The sequence below is a fragment of the Martelella limonii genome (assembly GCF_013344475.1).
In the GTDB taxonomy this organism is placed as follows: Bacteria; Pseudomonadota; Alphaproteobacteria; order Rhizobiales; family Rhizobiaceae; genus Martelella; species Martelella limonii.
On record NZ_JABUOU010000001.1, the window covers coordinates 546,443 to 564,100 of the forward strand.

A 17,658-nucleotide genomic window follows, 5' to 3' on the forward strand; every position below is an offset into this window, starting at 1 on the left:
ATCGGCTTCGTCCATCTTGCTCTCGCTGAAAAGCAGCAATGTGAAAACCCGAAAGAGAGAAATGAAAAGTCTTAAACACCTTATTGCCGTCACCATTATCGTGTCGGCTTCCACGCCCGCCATGGCGGTATCCATTGGCTGCCCGGCGAGCGGGGAAGATGCGCCGCTGGCGCTGCACAAACACTGGATCACGGAAGGCTGGGAAAAGCGTGAAAGCGACCCCGACTTCGTTTTTGCGGAGAAGATGACCCGCTACTACGATCTCGAGGATCCGGTAGGCGTCTTCTACGACAACTTCGCACCGGGTGCGATACAGCTCTTCGAGAACAGCGCAGTCTATGGTGCGAATTGGGAAGGATTGCAGGCAGATGCCAAGTCCGTTCGTCACGCTTTGACCGAGGGACACAGCGAATTGCTTGGCGAACGCGTGTCGTCGATGACGATCGGGTTCGTTGGCACGCTAACCCGCCTTGACGGCACTGTGCTCCCGTTCAATGGCCGGTCCCAGCTGGGCTGAGCTTGCGACGACGGCAAATGGAAGGTTCGCCAGGAACTGAACTATGCCTGGGTGGTCGAAGCAGCGGACATACAGCACTATTACGACGCGCTCGAAAATGACAAATCATAGAGTGCCCCACCCTTATGTTGGCCTGTGGGTCACCAAAGACCATGACATCCGGCACGAACTTCTGCCCAACGGGCGCTATGTCGAGGCACGTGGAAATCGCGAAAAGGCCTATGAAGGTCGCTACGAAGTGGCCGAATCGCATATTGATTACCGGGATGATACCGATTTTACCGCCGATGGCGAGTTCGTCGCGCCGAATGTCTTGCACCATGCCGGCATGGTATTGATCCGTCAGTAAGCCTTCCCTACCACCAACCCACCCATCAAGCGTCCTGACGGAGACCTTGGGTTGGTGGTGGAACCCTCGGAAGAAGGACGATAGCGAAGCGTCTGTGATTAGGCGTGGAATAAGGACCCCGCTAGAGGGGTGATCGGCTTCCAAAGTGGACCCCGTCTAGCACAGGGGCTACAACAGCCTCCGGTTTATCTCGGAGGCTTTTTATTTGGATGCTTGTTGTGGAAACAATTGCGAAGATGCGCCGGCTTGCCCTGACGCAAGGCATGCCGATCAAAGCGATCTGCCGGGAGTTGGGCATTTCGCGTAGAGTGATACGGAAGGTTGTGCGCGGTGGTGAGACACATTACGTTCACGATGCCATCGGCGATATGACCGGGCGGTGCAAGGCAAGCTTGGCTAGAGACCGTGAAAATGCTGGGAGTAGTCGTCAGTAATCTGACGCAGGCGTTTCGATGCGGCGCGACCGAGTGGGGTGGGTTGCTTGTCCGCAGCGAAATATATCAGGCTACGCCCGCCCGGTTCCCATTTGATCGTGCGAATCTTTTCCAGGTTGACGATCAGCGATCGGCTGAGGCGAAAGAAGGGTGGCGATTTCAGGTCGGATTCGAACTTGCCAAGAAGTCCTCCCGCAAGATAGCTCTGATCGGTGTCGAGGTGCACTCTGGTGAAATCGGCTTCCGCCTGAAGCATGGTGATCGCATCTATCGATACCACAACGGAAGACATCATCGATTTCAGAAGTAGGCGGGATGCCGCTGCGGGCCTGATCGCGGCGTCGCTTGTCTGTGAGGTCTGGCGCAACCGCTCTCTCAGTCTGACGATGGCGGTTTGGAGGCGTTCGGGGTCGACAGGCTTTACGAGGAAGTCGAGGGCTGCGGCGTCGAAAGCGTCGATGGCATAAAGACTATAGGCCGACACGACGATTACGGATGTCTCGGGGGGAAGATCGGCGACCAGGTCAAAGCCTGTTCCGGAGGTAAGTTCGATATCGAGAAATATGGCGTCCGGACGGACTGAGGCAACAAGTTCGCGGGCGCGATCCAGCGTTCCTGCTTCGCCGACAATCTCGATGTCCTCGAATTCGGCAAGCATGCGCTTCATCCCGCGACGGGCCGGTGGCTCGTCATCAATCAGTATCACACGGGGCATGCGGATCCCCTCAGTTCGAGGCGCGCCACAACGGTGGCGCCGGCCTGCTTCAAGGTCAGGCGGTATCTATCAGAATAGTGCAGCGAAAGGCGCTTGCGGGTATTGTTGAGGCCGATTGTCGGCCGGGCGGGCGGCTGCGGCGGGAGCGCCCCGGAATTTCTGACTTCGATCAGGATCGTCTCCTCATCGAGCCTACTCACTTCAATGCGGATCTCGATGGTATCGTCGGGATGGCGAAGGCCGTGCTTGACTGCGTTTTCGACCAGCCCCTGAAGGATCATGTGTGGCACCAGAACATGCACGGCAGAGTCATCAACCCTGACCTCGCAGTTCAGACGTTCCTCAAACCGCAGTTCCTGAATGCGCAGATAGGCGCGCATGGCTTCCAGTTCGTCGGTGAGCGGGCAGCAGGCATTTGTCGGTTGGTCGAGGCAATATCTGAGATAGGAGGAAATACGGCGCACCATTTCCAGGGCATCATCGGGACGATCGTGTATTTCGGAAGCGATCGAATTCAGCGCGTTGAAGAGAAAGTGCGGTGCAAGCTGCAGGTGAAGGCGCTCAAGTTCCAGCCGCATTGTTTCCGCGCGCGCCTCTGCGGCGCGCAACCTTGCATTTCGTGCGTCGATAAGGGCGGAGAGCCAGAAATAAAACAGGCACCAACCGATCAACAGGAAGGCGTAGAACAGCGCATTCATCGGCAGGCTGATGGAAAGGTCGATGCCGCCGAGAACGCTCCGGCGCACGATGTCTGCGAGTGATGCCAGCAGCACGCCGCCTGCCACCGAAAAGCAAAGCAGAAAGAGAATCACGGGCAGGGATGCAATGCGCTGACAGCGAGACAGGAACAGGACGTGAAGCGCCGTCGTCGCCGCAAAGGCGACCGGCTCAACGGCCAGGGTCATTGCGGTTGCAAGCAGAATATCGTTGAAGGCGATCAGCCGCGATATCCAGCTGACCAGCGCGAGAAATCCCCAGATTGCGACTTGTGAAATCCAGAAGGTGCGCAGGAGCGGCGCTGGCTGAGGGGATACCTGTTCCCCAGGAGCGCCGGTCAGGCCTTCGATTGATCTGTCATTCGGCGTTGCGCCTGCCATGTCCGCGCGTGTCCCCGTTTGCGTCAAGCGTCTGGTTTCTTTTACGCGCATTGGCGGCGGGCCCGAATGTCAATTCATCGATAAAAACGAGGCTTTCATCGAATTGCTGCTGAAATGCCGTCCGGGCCGGTGCTTGGTAAGCGGCGTATTGAATTTCGCGCGCATCTGATTCTTTTCATATCGGAACCACGCGCAGGCAGTCACAGACTTCGGAGTTTTTCCAAATGGGCAATCACATTCTTCCGGCTATTGAAGCAGCATGCTCGCACAGGGGCGCTGCACCGCGCAACATGCGGGCGATGATGTTTGCCTCGGTATCCGCCGTCTGTCTACTGTCGTCGCCAATGGCCCATGCGAATGGCTGCGATGAGAGTTCCGATCCCATTACCTGTACGTTCGGCTCCGGCACAGTATCCGGCAACCTTTTCTTGACGGCCGCTTCGGGAAGTTACGGTGACGACGGGGCTGCGATCAAGGTCACGCAGGACGGCGCGACGCAAGCGCTGAGCATCACCTCCGGCACGCATTATTCCGGATGGACGATGGGCTCTGCAGGTGCGGGCGGCGATGAAAACGGCGGTGCTGCCGGCGCCGGGGGCTGGATCGAGTTCGACAATATCGGCGGCTCGTTCAACGCAACCGCCAACGTCACGGGGGGATACAATTTTGCGCCCCTGATCCGTATGGAAAGCATTGGTGGTTCGGGCAACCAGAACAACAACAATTACAAGTCCAGCGGCGGCGCCGGCGGTGCCGGCGGTGCGCTGACCTTCACGAGCAATTCCGGCACGACCTATACGCTCAACGGTTCCGCAAATGCCGGCTCGGCGATCCTTTACGCGCTCACCATCGGCGGCGCGGGTGGCAATCAGAACAGCGGCTTGACCGAAGACCAGTATGGCGGGGTCGGCGGCGCGGGCGGTGCCATCACCTTCAGCGGTGATGGGGCGGGATCGGCCAATGTCGGTTCGTCATCGTCGCGCTTTTCCGGCATTGCCGATGGCGGCGGGTTCCTGGCCGAATCTGTCGCGGGCGGCGGCGGTTACAGCAATGGCAATGCCGGCGCGGGCGGCACGATCTCGATATCCGGCATGCCATCGGTCTCGATCTACTGGAACGCGACCGGTGCGGGAAGCAGCGGGCTGTTCGGTCTGGGCGGCTTGAGCGTCGGCGGCGGCGGCTTCAACAACAGCAAGAATGATGCCTCGGATCCGGGCGGCGCGGGTGGCGCAGGCGGCAGCGTCACGGTTGAGAGCAACAACGACATCGTTCTGGATGTTGCCGGCGCCACCCCCGGCGTCAGTGCGGCGATGTCGGCGCAGAGCATTGGCGGAATGGGCGGAACCGGCCCGACCAAGGACAAGCCCGGCGGCAATGGCGGCGCCGGCGGCGCCGTTGCGATTGGCAATAGCGGCGGAGCGATGTCGATCAGGACCGCCGGCGATTATGTCTACGGCGTGATCGGCCAGAGCATCGGCGGCCAGGGCGGCGATGGCGGCGACGGGGCGGCGCTTGCTGGCCAGGGCGGCGGCGGCGGTTTTGGCGGCAATGGTGGCAGCGTTACCGTCAACTTCAGCAATGCCGGCACGCTCACCACAACCGGCGAACTGGCTGCGGGCATCGTTGCGCACTCGATCGGCGGCGGCGGCGGCACGGGCGGCGATTTCGTCAGCGTGCTTGGCGGCCAGGCGGGCAATGGCGGCAACGGCGGCGATGGCGGCAATGTGCTGGTGAGCAGCGACATGGCGATCACGACGGGCGGCGACAATGCCTTCGGCGTGGTGGCGCAGTCGATCGCCGGAAGCGGCGGCACGGGGGGCATCGACGTCTCCACCCTCGTCAGCCTGGGCGGCGATGGCGCGGGCGGCGGCACGCCCGGCAACGTCACCGTGAACTACCTCGCCGACATCACGACCGCCGGGTATAACGCGCTCGGCATCATCGCCCAATCGGTTGGCGGCGGCGGCGGCGCTGCCGGCTCCTCGTCGGGGCTGGTCAGCGTCGGCGGCAATGCGGCGGGCACCACAATCGCGAACGGCGGCACGGTCGGGGTTTCCAGTACCGCGAAGATTTCGACGGGCGGGGATTCCTCGATCGGCATTCTGGCCCAGTCGGTCGGCGGCGGCGGCGGATCGGGCGGGGATTCGCTCGGCATGGCCGGCGTTGGCGGCCAGGGCGAGGCTGGCGGCAGCGGCGGCACGGTTGCGGTTTCCAATCTCGGCGCCATCAGCACGGCAGGCGACTATTCTCCCGGCGCGGTCCTGCAATCGGTCGGCGGCGGCGGCGGCAATGGCGGCTCGGTGCTGACGCTGTCGACTATAGCTTCGATCGGGCTTGGCGGCATGGCGTCGCAGGGGGGCGATGGCGGCACGATCTGCATAGACAATACCGCGCAGTGCGGTGAGCTTGATACCTCGACCTCCCAATTCACCGCCTATGACCCGGCGCTTGCCGCAGCGAGCGCGTCCGGGAATGCGGCCATCAGTACGCTCGGCGACTTTTCGCCGGGCATCATCGCCCAGTCGGTTGGCGGCGGCGGCGGCAATGGCGGCAGCGCCAAGAACGACAGCGTCCTCTCGTTCTACGCGCTCCAGACCGGCGGCTTTGGCGGCGCGGGTGGAGCGGGCGGGGTGGTCTCCGTTCGGCAGAACAATCTCGATATCACGACGTCCGGCGCACAGGCTGCCGGCATCATCGCCCAGTCTGTCGGCGGCGGCGGCGGCACCGGCGGCAACGCCAGCTATTTCGATGCGTCGGTGGGTTTCAACGCGGCATTCATCCTCGGCGGCAGCGGCGGCACCGGCGGTTCAGGCAAGACCGTCACCGTTGACCTCAACAATGCAACGATCTTGACCGGCGCGATCCTTCAGGATGGCCAGGCCAGCATTCCCGCGGATTCGCCCGGCATCATCGCCCAGTCGATCGGCGGCGGCGGCGGCAATGGCGGCTCGACCTCGGCCAAGGATTTCCTGATCGCGGCCCCGACCGGAACCGGCGTGCCGGTCGCATTCAATTACCAGTCGGCGCATGGCGGCAATGGCGGCAATGCCGGCGATGGCGGCGATGTCGACATCAGCCTCGATTCCGCGACGCGGGTAACGACCATCGGCGATGGGTCGCACGGCATGCTGATCCAGTCGGTCGGCGGCGGCGGCGGCAATGGCGGGGATTCCTCCGTCCTGTCGACCACGCTTGGTGACAAGGATACGGTCGAACTGACGGCCAGCGTCGCCTTCGGCGGCGGTGCGGGCAATATCCTCGGCGATACTAGCCTCGGCGCGACAAATGTCGGCTATGTTTTCAAAACGTCCGGCGGCGGCAATGGCGGCGCGCTGGACGTTGTCCTGGGGAATACCGAGGCCGCGAATTCGACGGGAGACGCGACCACGCCGATAAGGGGCGCGACGCCTGAGGCCACGATCCTGACCTACAGCGATGCATCCTACGGCATGCTCGCGCAATCGATCGGCGGCGGCGGCGGCAATGGCGGCATCGGCAACAGCAATGCCTATTCCCAGGGTGGCACCGCCTCGCTGAAGGCAGATATCGGTCTTGGCGGCAAGGGCGGCAGTGGCGGCACCGGCGGCAGCGTGGTCATCACCGAAGGCGGCGATTTCAACATCCAGACGCAAGGGTCCGGCTCGCGCGGCATCGTCGGCCAGTCGATCGGCGGCGGTGGCGGCACATCGCAGGGCGGCACCCTCTATCTGGCCGGTGAGGCGGGAGATTATGACGGCCGGCTTGATGTCGGTATTGGCCTCACGGGCGGCTCCGGCGGCGCGGGCGGCACGATTTCCGGCGCCATCAACGGCGGCGTCGAGACGTTCGGCGGCGACGCCGACGCGGTTGTTCTCCAGTCGATTGGCGGCGGCGGCGGTATTGGCGGCTCGCTCGGCAGCGATGCCTCCTCGCACAAGATCCTCGATCTTATCGGCAATATCGAGGACCAGCTCGGGCGACTGACCGATTCCGGCAGCACCTATCAGCTTACGGTTTCCGTCGGCGGCAAGGGCGGCGAGGGCGGCGCCGGCAACGCCGTCGATCTCAGTCTCGGCGGCAAGGTCACCACCGTGGGCGACTGGTCCGATGGCGTGGTCCTGCAGTCGATCGGCGGCGGCGGCGGCCAGGGCGGCTCTTCTGTTGCAACCGGCAGCGCGATCACGGCCAATGTCGAGGTCGGCGTCGGCGGCAAGGGCGGCAAGGGTGGTATTGGCGGCCCGGTCCAGTTCGATCTCTGGGGTGACAACTATATCCACACCTATGGCTATGGCGCCTACGGCCTTCTGGCGCAGTCGATCGGCGGCGGCGGCGGGCAGGGCGGCGATGGCTCGGACAGCCAGACCGGAACGCTTGCAATCGGTGGCGATGGCGGCGGTACCGGCGGCAGCGGCGGCGCGGGCGGAGCGATCTCCACGCTGGAAAGCATCACGCCCCATGTCGTCACCCATGGTTCGGACGCGATCGGCATCGTCGCGCAGTCGGTTGGCGGCGGCGGCGGCCAGGGCGGCGTTGGCAGCAGCGCGTCCGGAACCCGTATCGACAGCGACGTGATGAGCGTGACGATCGGCGGCAAGGGCGGGGTTGCCGGCGATGGCGGCACCATCGATCTCGAATTCGGTTCCGGAACCGATATCGCCACCGATGGCGACCGCTCCTTCGGCCTGTTGATGCAGTCGATCGGCGGCGGCGGCGGGATCGGCGTCACCGGAACGGCGAGCGGCGGCCTTGATATCACCATTGGCGGCTCAGGCGGCGCTGCCGGCAGCGGCAAGGCGATCACGTTCAACATGGCGGCCGATGACGGGCAGGGGATCAGCACCAGCGGTGCTGGCGCGCATGCGCTTGTTGCCCAGTCGATCGGCGGCGGCGGCGGTATTGGCGGCGACGCCACGGGCGGAATTCTGACGCTTCTACCATCCTATCCTTCGGGATCGACCGGTGCGAGCGGTGATGGCGATGTCATCAATCTGGCGCTCGACGGGGCGCTCGTGACCACCGGCGCGGATTCCTTCGGCATTCTCGCTCAGTCGCTCGGCGGCGGCGGCGGTTTCGGCGGCGAGGGCGCGGGCAGCGGCGCTGCCGGGCTTTCATCGACGGCAGCCTCCGGCACCGGCGGGCCTATCACGATCAATTCCGCCGCGTCGATCTCGGCCACGGGCGCGCGCTCCATGGGCATTTTCGCCCAGAGTGAAGGCGCTTCCGGTAATGGCAGGGTCGGTATCACGCTCAGCAGTGACGGCATGGTGTCCGGTGGTCAGAGCAATAACGCGTCAGCGATCTGGGTCGTCGGCGGAACCGACAATGCGATCACGCTGACGGATACCGCGAGCATTCAATCCGGCGCGGCGGCGACCGGAAACCAGTACAGCAACAACTATGCCGTCCTGTTTTCCCAGAATGGCGCGTCGGGCAGTTCGTTGACCGTCAACAATACCGGCACCGGAACGGTCAGCGGCAGCATCGGCGGCGATGTGCAAAACACCGATGACATAGCCATGTTCGTGAACAACGGCATCGGCGGCACGCTTTCGGACGGCTATATCTACGATGCTGATATCGTCAATGCCGGCACGTTCGAGATCGGCCGGTTCCGCCAGCCCGGAACGACGGTCGTGTCTGGCAATTTCGAGCAGACCGCCACAGGCTGGCTGATCCCCGACATCGACCTGAACAACGCGAATGCCGACCTGTTTCGGATCGAGGGCGATGCCGCGCTTGACGGCACGCTCGGCCTCAATCCTATCAGTCTGCTTCCGAGCCGTTCGGCGCGGTTCCTGAGCGTTGCGGGCGCGGAAAGCGGCGAATTGACGCCGCGGGACTCGACCCTTTTCGACTACCGGATCGACGCGATTGGCAACGACCGCTATTTCCGCGTGGCCGGCGCCGATTTCACTCCGAACCTTACGAATGATCTCAATCGCGATCAGCACGCGCTGGCCGGAACGCTTCAGAATATCTGGGATGCCGGCGGTAACGACGCCTTCGGCAGCCTGTTCGGCGCCTTTGCAAGCGAGACCGACGGCGCGCCGGAAAAATATGCCGGCACGCTCGACGAGTTGCGCCCCCGCGCCGCCTTCGCCACGGCGGTGGAGCAGAGTTTCGAAATGCTGGAATTCGGCTCCAGCCTGATGAGCTGCCCGGAATTCGAGGGCGATAGCGTGACGGTGGAGGAGGGAAGTTGCGCCTGGGCATCTGTCTCCGGCAGCAATGACCGACGCGCCTCCGTCGCCAATGCGGCAAGCTACGATCTCGACACCTTCACCTTCCAGTTCGGGGGGCAGAAGGAGTTCACGCCTGGCTGGTTCCTCGGCGGTTCGATCGCCTATCAGCAGAGCTGGCTGTCGCAGGACAGCGGCTCCGTCAGCGGCGATGGCGATGCGGGTTATGCCGGCGTCAGCCTGAAGCACGAGGTTGGCGGCTGGACCTTCGCCGGCGCGCTCGCCGCAAGCTATGGCAGCTATGATATCGACCGCGCGATCAACATTCCCTATGTGAACGAGGTCGTCTCAAGCTCTCCCGATGTTGCTGCCGGGTCGTTTACCGGGCGCATCTCGCGGATGATCGATGCCGACACCTTCTATCTGAAGCCCTACGTCGATCTCGACGCTGTCTACACCCATCAGAACGGCTACACCGAGAGCGGCGTCTATGGTCTGAGGATAGACGGCAACGGCCAGTGGAATTTCGCGGCCTCGCCGAACATCGAGATCGGCACGCGCTACAATTTCGACAGCGGCGAAACGCTGCGTCTCTACGGACGCCTCGGCATGACCGTGGTTTCGGGAGACGACTGGACGACGTCGGCCTCGTTCACCGGGTGGCAGGGTCAGAGCTTCCAGACCTCGCTCGATTACGACAATACATTTGCCACGGTGGCCGCGGGTTTCCAGCTCACGACGCTCAGGAATGTCGACCTGCGACTGGAATATGAGGGGCATTTCTCCGAGGAACTAACTTCGAGCGCCGGCAAGCTGCGCTTGAGCATGCCGTTCTAAGCCGTGTCCTCTACCTAATCGAGGGGGGCATCTGACCTGCACCCCTCCGTCCCTCGTTCAAATCGAGAGGCTGCTGGTTCGTGATTGTGGTAGTATGGTTGTCTTTTCTGAGCAAGTAGCTGTGTGGCGCCTGCATCAAGCTCTTCTATTTCTTGCCGCGCTTCGTTCGGCGTTTTATTGCCCAGCGATGAGTGCGGCCTGACATTTTTGTAATCATATCGCCACAGGGCCAGTTTTCGGCGCGCTCCCTCAAATGTGAACCGCGCCGGTTTTGCCGGAGACCGTTTGGTTTAAGTCATGCGGCCAACGCTGGTGCGTCCAGCTTGGCATAGTATCGTTCTTCGGCCTCTGCGGGCGGAATGTTTCCGATCGGCTCCAGAAGGCGTCGGTTATTGAACCAGTCGACCCATTCGAGCGTTGCGAACTCTACGGCTTCGAAGTTGCGCCATGGACCTCGCCGATGGATAACCTCCGCCTTGTAGAGCCCGTTGATCGTTTCTGCGAGAGCGTTGTCGTAACTGTCGCCAACACTTCCGACAGACGGTTCAATGCCTGCCTCTGCCAGCCGTTCGGAATAGCGAATAGATACGTATTGCACGCCGCGATCCGAGTGATGGATAAGGCCGCTACGATGAACGGGCTCTCGATTATGAAGCGCCTGATCCAGAGCGTCGAGGACGAAGCTCGTATGGGCAGTGCGGCTTGCTCTCCAGCCGACAATGCGTCGTGCAAAAGCATCGATCACGAAAGCCACATAAACAAAGCCCTGCCATGTTGCGACATATGTGAAATCGGAAAGCCAGAGCATATTCGGAGCTGGTGCTTTGAAGTGACGATTGACCCGATCGAGCGGACATGGCGCGGTTGTGTCCGGCGTCGTTGTTCTGGGGGGCCTGCCTCGGATCACGCCTTGCAGCTCCATCGTCCTCATGAGCCGGGCGACAGTGCATCGGGCAATATCGAAGCCCTCGCGCTTTAACTGCCGCCAGACCTTGCGCACGCCATAAACCCGGAAATTCTCGTGGAACACGCGGCGTATCTCGATCTTCATGGCCATGTCGCGTCGAGCGCGGACCGACAGGCGATCCACGTCAGTGCGCTTGGCAACGGCATCGTAGTAGGTGGATGGGGCAATCGGCAGAAGCCTGCAGATCGGCTCGACCCCAAGTACGGAACGATGTTCATCGATGAAGGTGATCATCGCTTCAGTGAGCGGTCGAGCTCCGCCTGGGCAAAATACGCAGACGCCTTGCGCAAGATCTCGTTCGCCTGACGAAGCTCCCGGTTCTCGCGTTCCAAAGCCTTCATCTTCTCCGCGACATCGCTCGGTAAACCGGCCCGCTTGCCGCTATCCACCTCAGCCCGCTTCACCCACTCATTGAGCGTATGTGCCGAGCAACCGATCTTTGCAGCTATCGAGGAAATGGTTGCCCACCGCGAGGGATGTTCGGCCTCGTGTTCCATCACCATCCGAACAGCCCGGGTGCGGACCTCTGGCGAATACTTATTGGTCGTCTTGCTTGTCATAGACCCTACTTCTCATGAGTTGGGGTCTCCGGCAAACCCGGTGCGGTTCAGCTTCACGACACATCGCTTCCGAAACCAACCATTCCGTTTTCGGCGACTTTTCAGCATCTGCGCAGTGTGGGCCATTCCAATTATAAAGACAAATGGTTGCAATAGCTAAAAGCAGACATCTGTCTCTCGGGAATTTTTCGTTATTGCTTTGGGACACACCATGTCAATGTGGTAATGCTGCGTATGATTGGGGGGGGCATAAGGCAAGTGTTACAAATTTTGACATATGTTTTGAATGAGAATCTATCGCGCGTCGACAATCTCATCTCCCTATACGGTCCCGCAACTCCTGGTCGCCGCAAAGTAAAGGACACCGATGTTTTACGTGCGGCTGTGGTGCTTCTACATGCGGGTCTCGAGGATTTTTTGCGTGGGCTTATGATATGGAAAATCGATACATACAGCTCAGCGACCCTAGACAGTTATGCGATTCCAAACGGCACTAGAAGACCGCCGGCTAAAATCTCTTTGGGTGACTTGGCCTCTCACAAAGGAAAAACAGTCGATGAGCTAATCGTCGAATCGGTGCGAGCGCATCTAGATGAATACCAAAGCTTCAATGATTTGGGTGAGGTTAAGAAAGCGCTGAAGCAATGTGGAATCCCAGCGGATTCAGTTGAAGCTGAAAATTTTTTCGGGTTGCCGGAGCTTATCGCGAGGCGGCATAACATTGTACATAAAGCGGATAGGAACTCGGTCGCTGGTGGGCAAGGTAACCATCGAACCAAGTCGCTAGGAATAGGAGCAGTGAAAGCCTACCTGGAATCAGTTCAAAGCCTTCGCGATTTTGTAGTTCAACACCTAAACTGACCTGCACATCAAGCGAAGAGCACTACCCTTAACGTCGATTCAAAGCACGGGCTTCCTCCCTTCCGAGACGGTTGGGCCAACTTGGCATGCGGAACCCATCATACTAGCACTTCTCAGCCATGCAGCTGAGCGGAGAAACTGAAGTGAATACGACTTACATTACAATCGATGGTGACGACATCGGTCAAAAAATCTCAGCGTGTTACTTTCGTAATGACAGTGAGGCACTTCTCGACCTCAACAGATCAATCGAAAACATTGTAGCCCACATTGCCACGCTCCTAGAGGACCAAGGCTACGTGGTGATTTTTTCCGCAGCTGACGGCGTAACAGCATTTTCTACTTCTCCTATCCTCTCGAACGCAGAGCTTTACGGTGAAATCAGCAAGATCGGAGGGAAGCAGTTAACTTTCTCAGCTGGCGTCGGGGCGACTTTAAGAGAGGCATACATAGCACTTCTAACATCAAAGAGTAACGGAAAGGCGCAATTAACAGCATATAGCGAGCTCGATAAAATATGTTCAGAGTATTAAATTTTATAACATTAATACGATACGTTGCTGTTTCTGCGTCCGTAATTAGCGTCGGACTCTATGAGTTACTCAGAAATTATTTAATTTCAGATCTACCAATAATAAGAATACTTAGCATAACTCCGTGGGCCGTGATATTAGTAATATTTTTAATTACAAATAAAAAGATTTCTAGATTTGTCTGGGCTATCTTTAGAAGATTCAACAGGTCTCTCTACCCTGATCTCAACGGAACATGGCGCGGAGAAATTATAATCGAAGGGGGCAAGACAATAGAAGCTAGGGCCATCATAAGGCAAACGTTGATGCAGACCCAAATCGATCTTCATACTGCTACAACGAAATCTCTAACACTGGAGACCACACCAGCCGAAGAGAGCGGACAATTGAAACTATATTATAGTTATAGGTCTACACCTAAGAATATTGAATGGAGTACCTATACTGGATCGACGGTTTTTGACGTCAGGGCGGCAACGGAAGAGCCCGAGCGTGCTCTTGAGTTATCAGGTTACTATTTCACGGATCGAAAGACGACGGGACGTGTGCGTTTACAACAGATCAGCAAGGAATATGACACAGACGTGTCATATTATTGATCATTAGGAAAAGTCTGATTAGAGATTCGGCCACCTACTCCATAGGTCACGCCCTTAGGCGGCACCAAACAGCCAACGCAGAGTTCTGTTGCATGGCTAACATCTGCTTTGTCTATTCCTGAGCTTCGCCCCGCCATCCCCTTTCGGCCCCGTTTCTGCCGGTCGGCAGCGTGCCCCTAGGTTCGGCTGTTCCCGGTCAAATTTAGGCACCCCGAAAGCTGCCGTTGGCTACTGCGTCCGCCAAAGTCCACTATGGCGACAGATCGGTCGTTCAAAGCCCTGAATCGAACGATGGCTTTGTCAGCAAACCGAACAATAAAAAAGGTTAGTTGTCTCGTTCGCTATACTGATCTGGACATTTGCCGTCGATCTCGCGGCTTCTCGCACCAAAAGCCTTGCTCTCGGTCAATGTTGTCGCGGTGAGAACGACCTTGCCGAAGGGGCCTTGCGCAGATAGCTCCCATGTCCTTGGATCGGGGTTAGTTCCCACAATCAACATTATGAACGCTTCGAGATCGTGGTCTGACTCCCTATAGAGATTGAGGATGGACCTAGCATCTGAGGGCGACGCTGTTGGGCGCGGCGATGGATGCGTGTGCCAAGTTCCGATGAAGTGTAGACCCGACCCATGCTTTTGGAGAACATCGGCTTGCACACTCGGCCGGTGGGGAATGTAACCATGCCGAGTTCTGCGATCTTGGGGGAAGGGACCGGACGCTACATCGATAGTGCAGTGCCGCCCAGGTGAACTGGAAAAAAGCGGGCCTCCGGCTTCACGGTCTCTCCACTTCAATTGGCGGTGCTTAAAAAACACCCCGAAAGCATTGGGCGCAAGGCTATATCGAAGTCCTAAGCGATCACTTACCCAGGCAATCATCATGTGCTTCCGCAAATACGGCAATGATCGCGGCGGGTCCAGATACGCTCGAACTCTCCTCCAGCATCGCACGGCCGACCTACGAACTTCTTCCACTCTTCGGACCAGTTTCCGCCGAAGGCACCGAGTACACGAGCGGGACCGGACCAAATCCGGTGAACATGGGTGGACTCGCCTAACAACTGCTCAAGACATAGATCAGCTATCAGGCCGTGGCCGCGCGCGAGTTGCGATGCTCCGTAGGGCTGAAAAGCACCGCCGCACGCGGGATGCGTCCGCGTTGTCGTGCTTCCTGGCCATTCAGCGACACGGAGCAGGCTTTCGCCGAACGCGCTCAAGCCGCACCCGAAACATGGTCCTCCTGCCGTAATCGATACCGCATGCGCTGCGACTGCATGCGGCTCCAACCAGCCGTAGATCGCCATAGGCGGACGATCTTGGGCAAGACGCCATGCCTCGAACGCGCCTTCATCCATCCAGGACCCGATCGCAACGAGAATGATATCCGAGTCGCACAAGACCTTCGGTTTGGTTTCCGCGATCGTCTGCCAACGAACATTATATCCACGCACATTTGGTAGATGTGGGAACTCATTGCGCAACCTCTCAGCCAACACGGACGCCTTCCATCGGCCCACGTCCGACATACCCAGGTCGTGTCTGGATGTGTTTTCACTCGCAAGGACTTCGTGATCGATTAGGTTTAGCCCACCCACACCCGCTTTCGCTAGAAGTGTGGCGACCCCAGAGCCGAGGGAACCGCATCCCAACACCGTGACAGACTTGCCTTGAAGCGCTCGCACTTCAGGCAGTTGGTCTCGCCCATGCACCCATGCCGCATCAAGGCGCTCCACCTCCATGGGTGAAATTTTCAAAGATGCGCTGGCTCGCCGTTGGATCAAAACCTCGCGCGACATCTTCTTGGCTCTGAACCCAGCCGTTACATGCCTGCGCCCGCGCTCGGTCTCCTTCCGCGCACGTGGGATCTCATACGCGATCATTGTTGCATATGGCCTCGTCGGAAGCGCGACCGTCACCAGCAAGGCACCCAGGCCGCACACAAGCGGTTCAATCAAAGCACTCCGCTCTTCTCCTTGTGCTGCCATATCCAATAGCTGTCTGGCATTGCCGGGTAATTCTTGCGGGTTGGGTAGGGCATCCGGCTTCAGGACCACCGCTTGCTCGAACGCCCAAGGCCGCGTCGGGCGTCCGTGCCGACGATTGAGCCATTCGGCCAGGTGTTCTGCGTTATCTGATAGAACAAGTCCCGTTCGGCCTCTCCATAAGTAAGCCATAGGTCCATCGTACTCGCTCGGCGCCAAAAGCGATCGGATCGGTCGCGGCGCGCTCTTCCGTCCAAGATAGGATAGGTACTCGTCGGAGATTTCGCGCTCGACGAATTCTGGGTTCGACCAATCCGCTGCAAGCTCCAACAGCCTCTTCAGGTAGGCATTTGCAATCCCGACCGGATTGGCAGGATCTACAGGGGTTCGGCTGGGAAAGGCACAGATGAACCCATCTGCTTCAAGATGTGGGAGCGTTCCGAGCGTCGGCGGGCGCAGCATGTAGAGCCGAGGTGCCGACCAGGGGAAGACAGCGTCGAACACCAAGTCGACCTCCTTGATGTCTGGCTCGACCGCCACCCTGAAGCGCCATCCTGCGACCCAAGGCCCTTTCGGCAGGCGCCGCAAATCGTAGGCAGTAAGTCTCTGTCCACGCCATTGGGTTTCAGCAGCCCGACCGACACTGCCAAGCACCTCACTCATTCCGTCAAGATCAAGCGTAGCGTTCATCTCCGCCCAGCTTCACCGCGGGCCGCTCGTCCTTGGTTTCAAGCAAGTTGTTGGTCAGAATCCCCGGAGCAGCAACGGCATCCTCCGCTTGGGCCGCGTCGTCAAGAAAAAGGCTCACATCAGTCGGAAACCTCGAACCGAGGGCTTCTAGCATATGCCGCACTGTGACCTGAGGCGTACTCGATCTGATCAGCGCCGCCTCCAACTGGGCCTCCAAGTCCATTGCAGCAGAAGCAAATTTCTGGCGGTCTGTCTCGCTCCATCCTTGATCAAGGCGCTCACCCGGCACAACCGGATTCGGTATCTGTTTTCGCAAGATGTCGGGGAGCGCGCGCGCCACGGCAAGAAGGGCCAGATCATCGCGACCGTTGAATGATTTAAAGCCCTGATGGTTTTTGAATACTTCAACGACCGCCCACATGAGGGCGATCGAAGCAAGGCCAATCAGATCCTGCTCATCCCGCCAAGCCTTCAGGTAGCGAGAGACGAAGCGAACTTGGTCTCCGTGAGACCGCACGGCATCCCGGAACCAATCTTCAAGTTTGCGCGGGTCGGACGGAATCCACTTGCCGCGTCCGTCTTCGCCGCGGCAGGCCAAACGCATCTGGTCAGCAGAAAGCCGTCCATAGATTTCATTGGCGAAGTCATCATCGCGCAAATCCATGAATCCGTCCCTGATAACACGGTCTTGAGCCATCGCCGTCTCGACCAAGGTTGCGAATTCCTTCTCCGGCACAGCGTAGAGAGCGATGTCCACGTGCGCCTCCCGGTCAATCTCGACCCGAACGCAGGATGTCTTCTTCTTGAGTGTCCACCCGTTCTTTTTGCAAACATCTGATACAAGCTGCTCAACGGCTCTGAAGTAGCCATCTGCCGCAACAGAAGGTGCGAGAGCGCCATCACGATTGATGTAGCGTGTCGGAAGGAACATGCCGTCGTCCAGATCGATCTGAAGCGGCGGCGCCTTGCCCTTGGCCGGATCGTTCACTGTCGAGTATGAAAAGCTTCCTTGCATCCGAAACTTCGGCCGACCAAAAGCCTCAGAGATATCCGTCTGCTCAGAGTCGAGTGCATAGATTGCATCACGCGTGATCATCTCAGTGATTGGAAAGCGGTCAGTCCAGTCCGTTAGTCCAGAACGTATCGCGTCTCGCAACTCGTCACGAACCGCGCGCAGCTCGTCTTCACGATCCTTGGGAAGCTTAAGCTTCTTTATGTAACTACTTTCATTGGCACTGTTGAGCGCTTTGTGCGCGTTAACCGGCATAATGTGCCCCTCTCGCTCTAGCGACCAAAATCATCAACTGGACTTTCAGCCTGCAGGATAGGATAACAGCATGTAGTGACTAAATAGTCGTATG

The 17,658-nt window shown here is 59.2% G+C and carries 11 protein-coding genes, 1 pseudogene and 1 other annotated feature; of the genes and pseudogenes, 6 read left to right on the plus strand and 6 right to left on the minus strand.

What is annotated here, in order from left to right; genetic code table 11:
- Window positions 1-61 precede the first annotated feature (61 nt).
- The gene (locus HPQ62_RS02590; RefSeq protein WP_244629524.1) at window positions 62-517 is read left to right on the plus strand and encodes a hypothetical protein; all 456 of its coding nucleotides are present in this window, start codon (window positions 62-64) and stop codon (window positions 515-517) included.
- Window positions 518-614: 97 nt separating this feature from the next.
- Window positions 615-866, plus strand: a complete 252-nt coding sequence (locus tag HPQ62_RS02595; protein ID WP_174800929.1) for an Atu4866 domain-containing protein — start codon at window positions 615-617, stop codon at window positions 864-866.
- Window positions 867-1,262: 396 nt separating this feature from the next.
- Here HPQ62_RS02595 and HPQ62_RS02600 read toward each other — a convergent pair whose 3' ends face one another.
- The gene (locus HPQ62_RS02600; RefSeq protein ID WP_174800930.1) at window positions 1,263-2,015 is read right to left on the minus strand and encodes a LytR/AlgR family response regulator transcription factor; all 753 of its coding nucleotides are present in this window, start codon (window positions 2,013-2,015) and stop codon (window positions 1,263-1,265) included.
- Entirely contained in the window at window positions 2,003-3,112 is a 1,110-nt protein-coding gene (locus HPQ62_RS02605; protein ID WP_174800931.1) for a sensor histidine kinase, read from the minus strand. The genes HPQ62_RS02600 and HPQ62_RS02605 overlap by 13 nt, the downstream gene beginning before the upstream one ends.
- Before the next feature lie 224 nt (window positions 3,113-3,336).
- On the opposite strand from HPQ62_RS02605, the gene HPQ62_RS21160 reads away from it, so the two are divergent.
- Window positions 3,337-10,107 (plus strand): autotransporter outer membrane beta-barrel domain-containing protein, encoded by a 6,771-nt coding sequence (locus HPQ62_RS21160; protein WP_174800932.1) that lies wholly within the window; start codon window positions 3,337-3,339, stop codon window positions 10,105-10,107.
- Window positions 10,108-10,261: 154 nt separating this feature from the next.
- Here the strand turns inward: HPQ62_RS21160 and HPQ62_RS02615 are convergent.
- Together HPQ62_RS02615 and HPQ62_RS02620 are read right to left on the minus strand one after the other, a co-directional pair.
- Window positions 10,262-10,352 (minus strand): annotated as a pseudogene (locus HPQ62_RS02615) (integrase core domain-containing protein); the annotation flags it as partial.
- A 50-nt stretch (window positions 10,353-10,402) separates the two neighbouring features.
- Window positions 10,403-11,634, minus strand: a protein-coding gene (locus tag HPQ62_RS02620) for an IS3 family transposase (protein WP_174800933.1) whose coding sequence is annotated in 2 segments (ribosomal slippage) — window positions 10,403-11,343 and window positions 11,343-11,634 — 1,233 coding nt in all. Because the reading frame shifts where the segments join, the coding sequence is not laid out codon by codon here.
- Window positions 11,234-11,350, minus strand: a sequence feature (AL1L pseudoknot). It overlaps the preceding gene by 117 nt.
- Before the next feature lie 225 nt (window positions 11,635-11,859).
- Here HPQ62_RS02620 and HPQ62_RS02625 point away from each other — a divergent pair.
- The 3 genes from HPQ62_RS02625 to HPQ62_RS21260 all read left to right on the plus strand — a co-directional run bounded on the left by HPQ62_RS02625 (window position 11,860) and on the right by HPQ62_RS21260 (window position 13,627).
- A complete protein-coding gene (locus HPQ62_RS02625) occupies window positions 11,860-12,495 on the plus strand; it encodes a HEPN domain-containing protein (RefSeq protein ID WP_174800934.1) in 636 nt (211 codons plus the stop codon).
- Window positions 12,496-12,638: 143 nt separating this feature from the next.
- Window positions 12,639-13,028 (plus strand): mCpol domain-containing protein, encoded by a 390-nt coding sequence (locus tag HPQ62_RS02630; RefSeq protein WP_174800935.1) that lies wholly within the window; start codon window positions 12,639-12,641, stop codon window positions 13,026-13,028.
- Window positions 13,013-13,627 (plus strand): Cap15 family cyclic dinucleotide receptor domain-containing protein, encoded by a 615-nt coding sequence (locus tag HPQ62_RS21260; protein WP_174800936.1) that lies wholly within the window; start codon window positions 13,013-13,015, stop codon window positions 13,625-13,627. Before HPQ62_RS02630 ends, HPQ62_RS21260 begins: the two co-directional genes overlap by 16 nt.
- 876 nt (window positions 13,628-14,503) lie before the next feature.
- On the opposite strand, the gene HPQ62_RS02645 is transcribed toward HPQ62_RS21260, so the two are convergent.
- Together HPQ62_RS02645 and HPQ62_RS02650 are read right to left on the minus strand one after the other, a co-directional pair.
- A complete protein-coding gene (locus tag HPQ62_RS02645; RefSeq protein ID WP_174800938.1) occupies window positions 14,504-16,297 on the minus strand; it encodes a ThiF family adenylyltransferase in 1,794 nt (597 codons plus the stop codon).
- A complete protein-coding gene (locus HPQ62_RS02650) occupies window positions 16,281-17,564 on the minus strand; it encodes a CBASS cGAMP synthase (protein ID WP_174800939.1) in 1,284 nt (427 codons plus the stop codon). Before HPQ62_RS02650 ends, HPQ62_RS02645 begins: the two co-directional genes overlap by 17 nt.
- Window positions 17,565-17,658 lie beyond the last annotated feature (94 nt).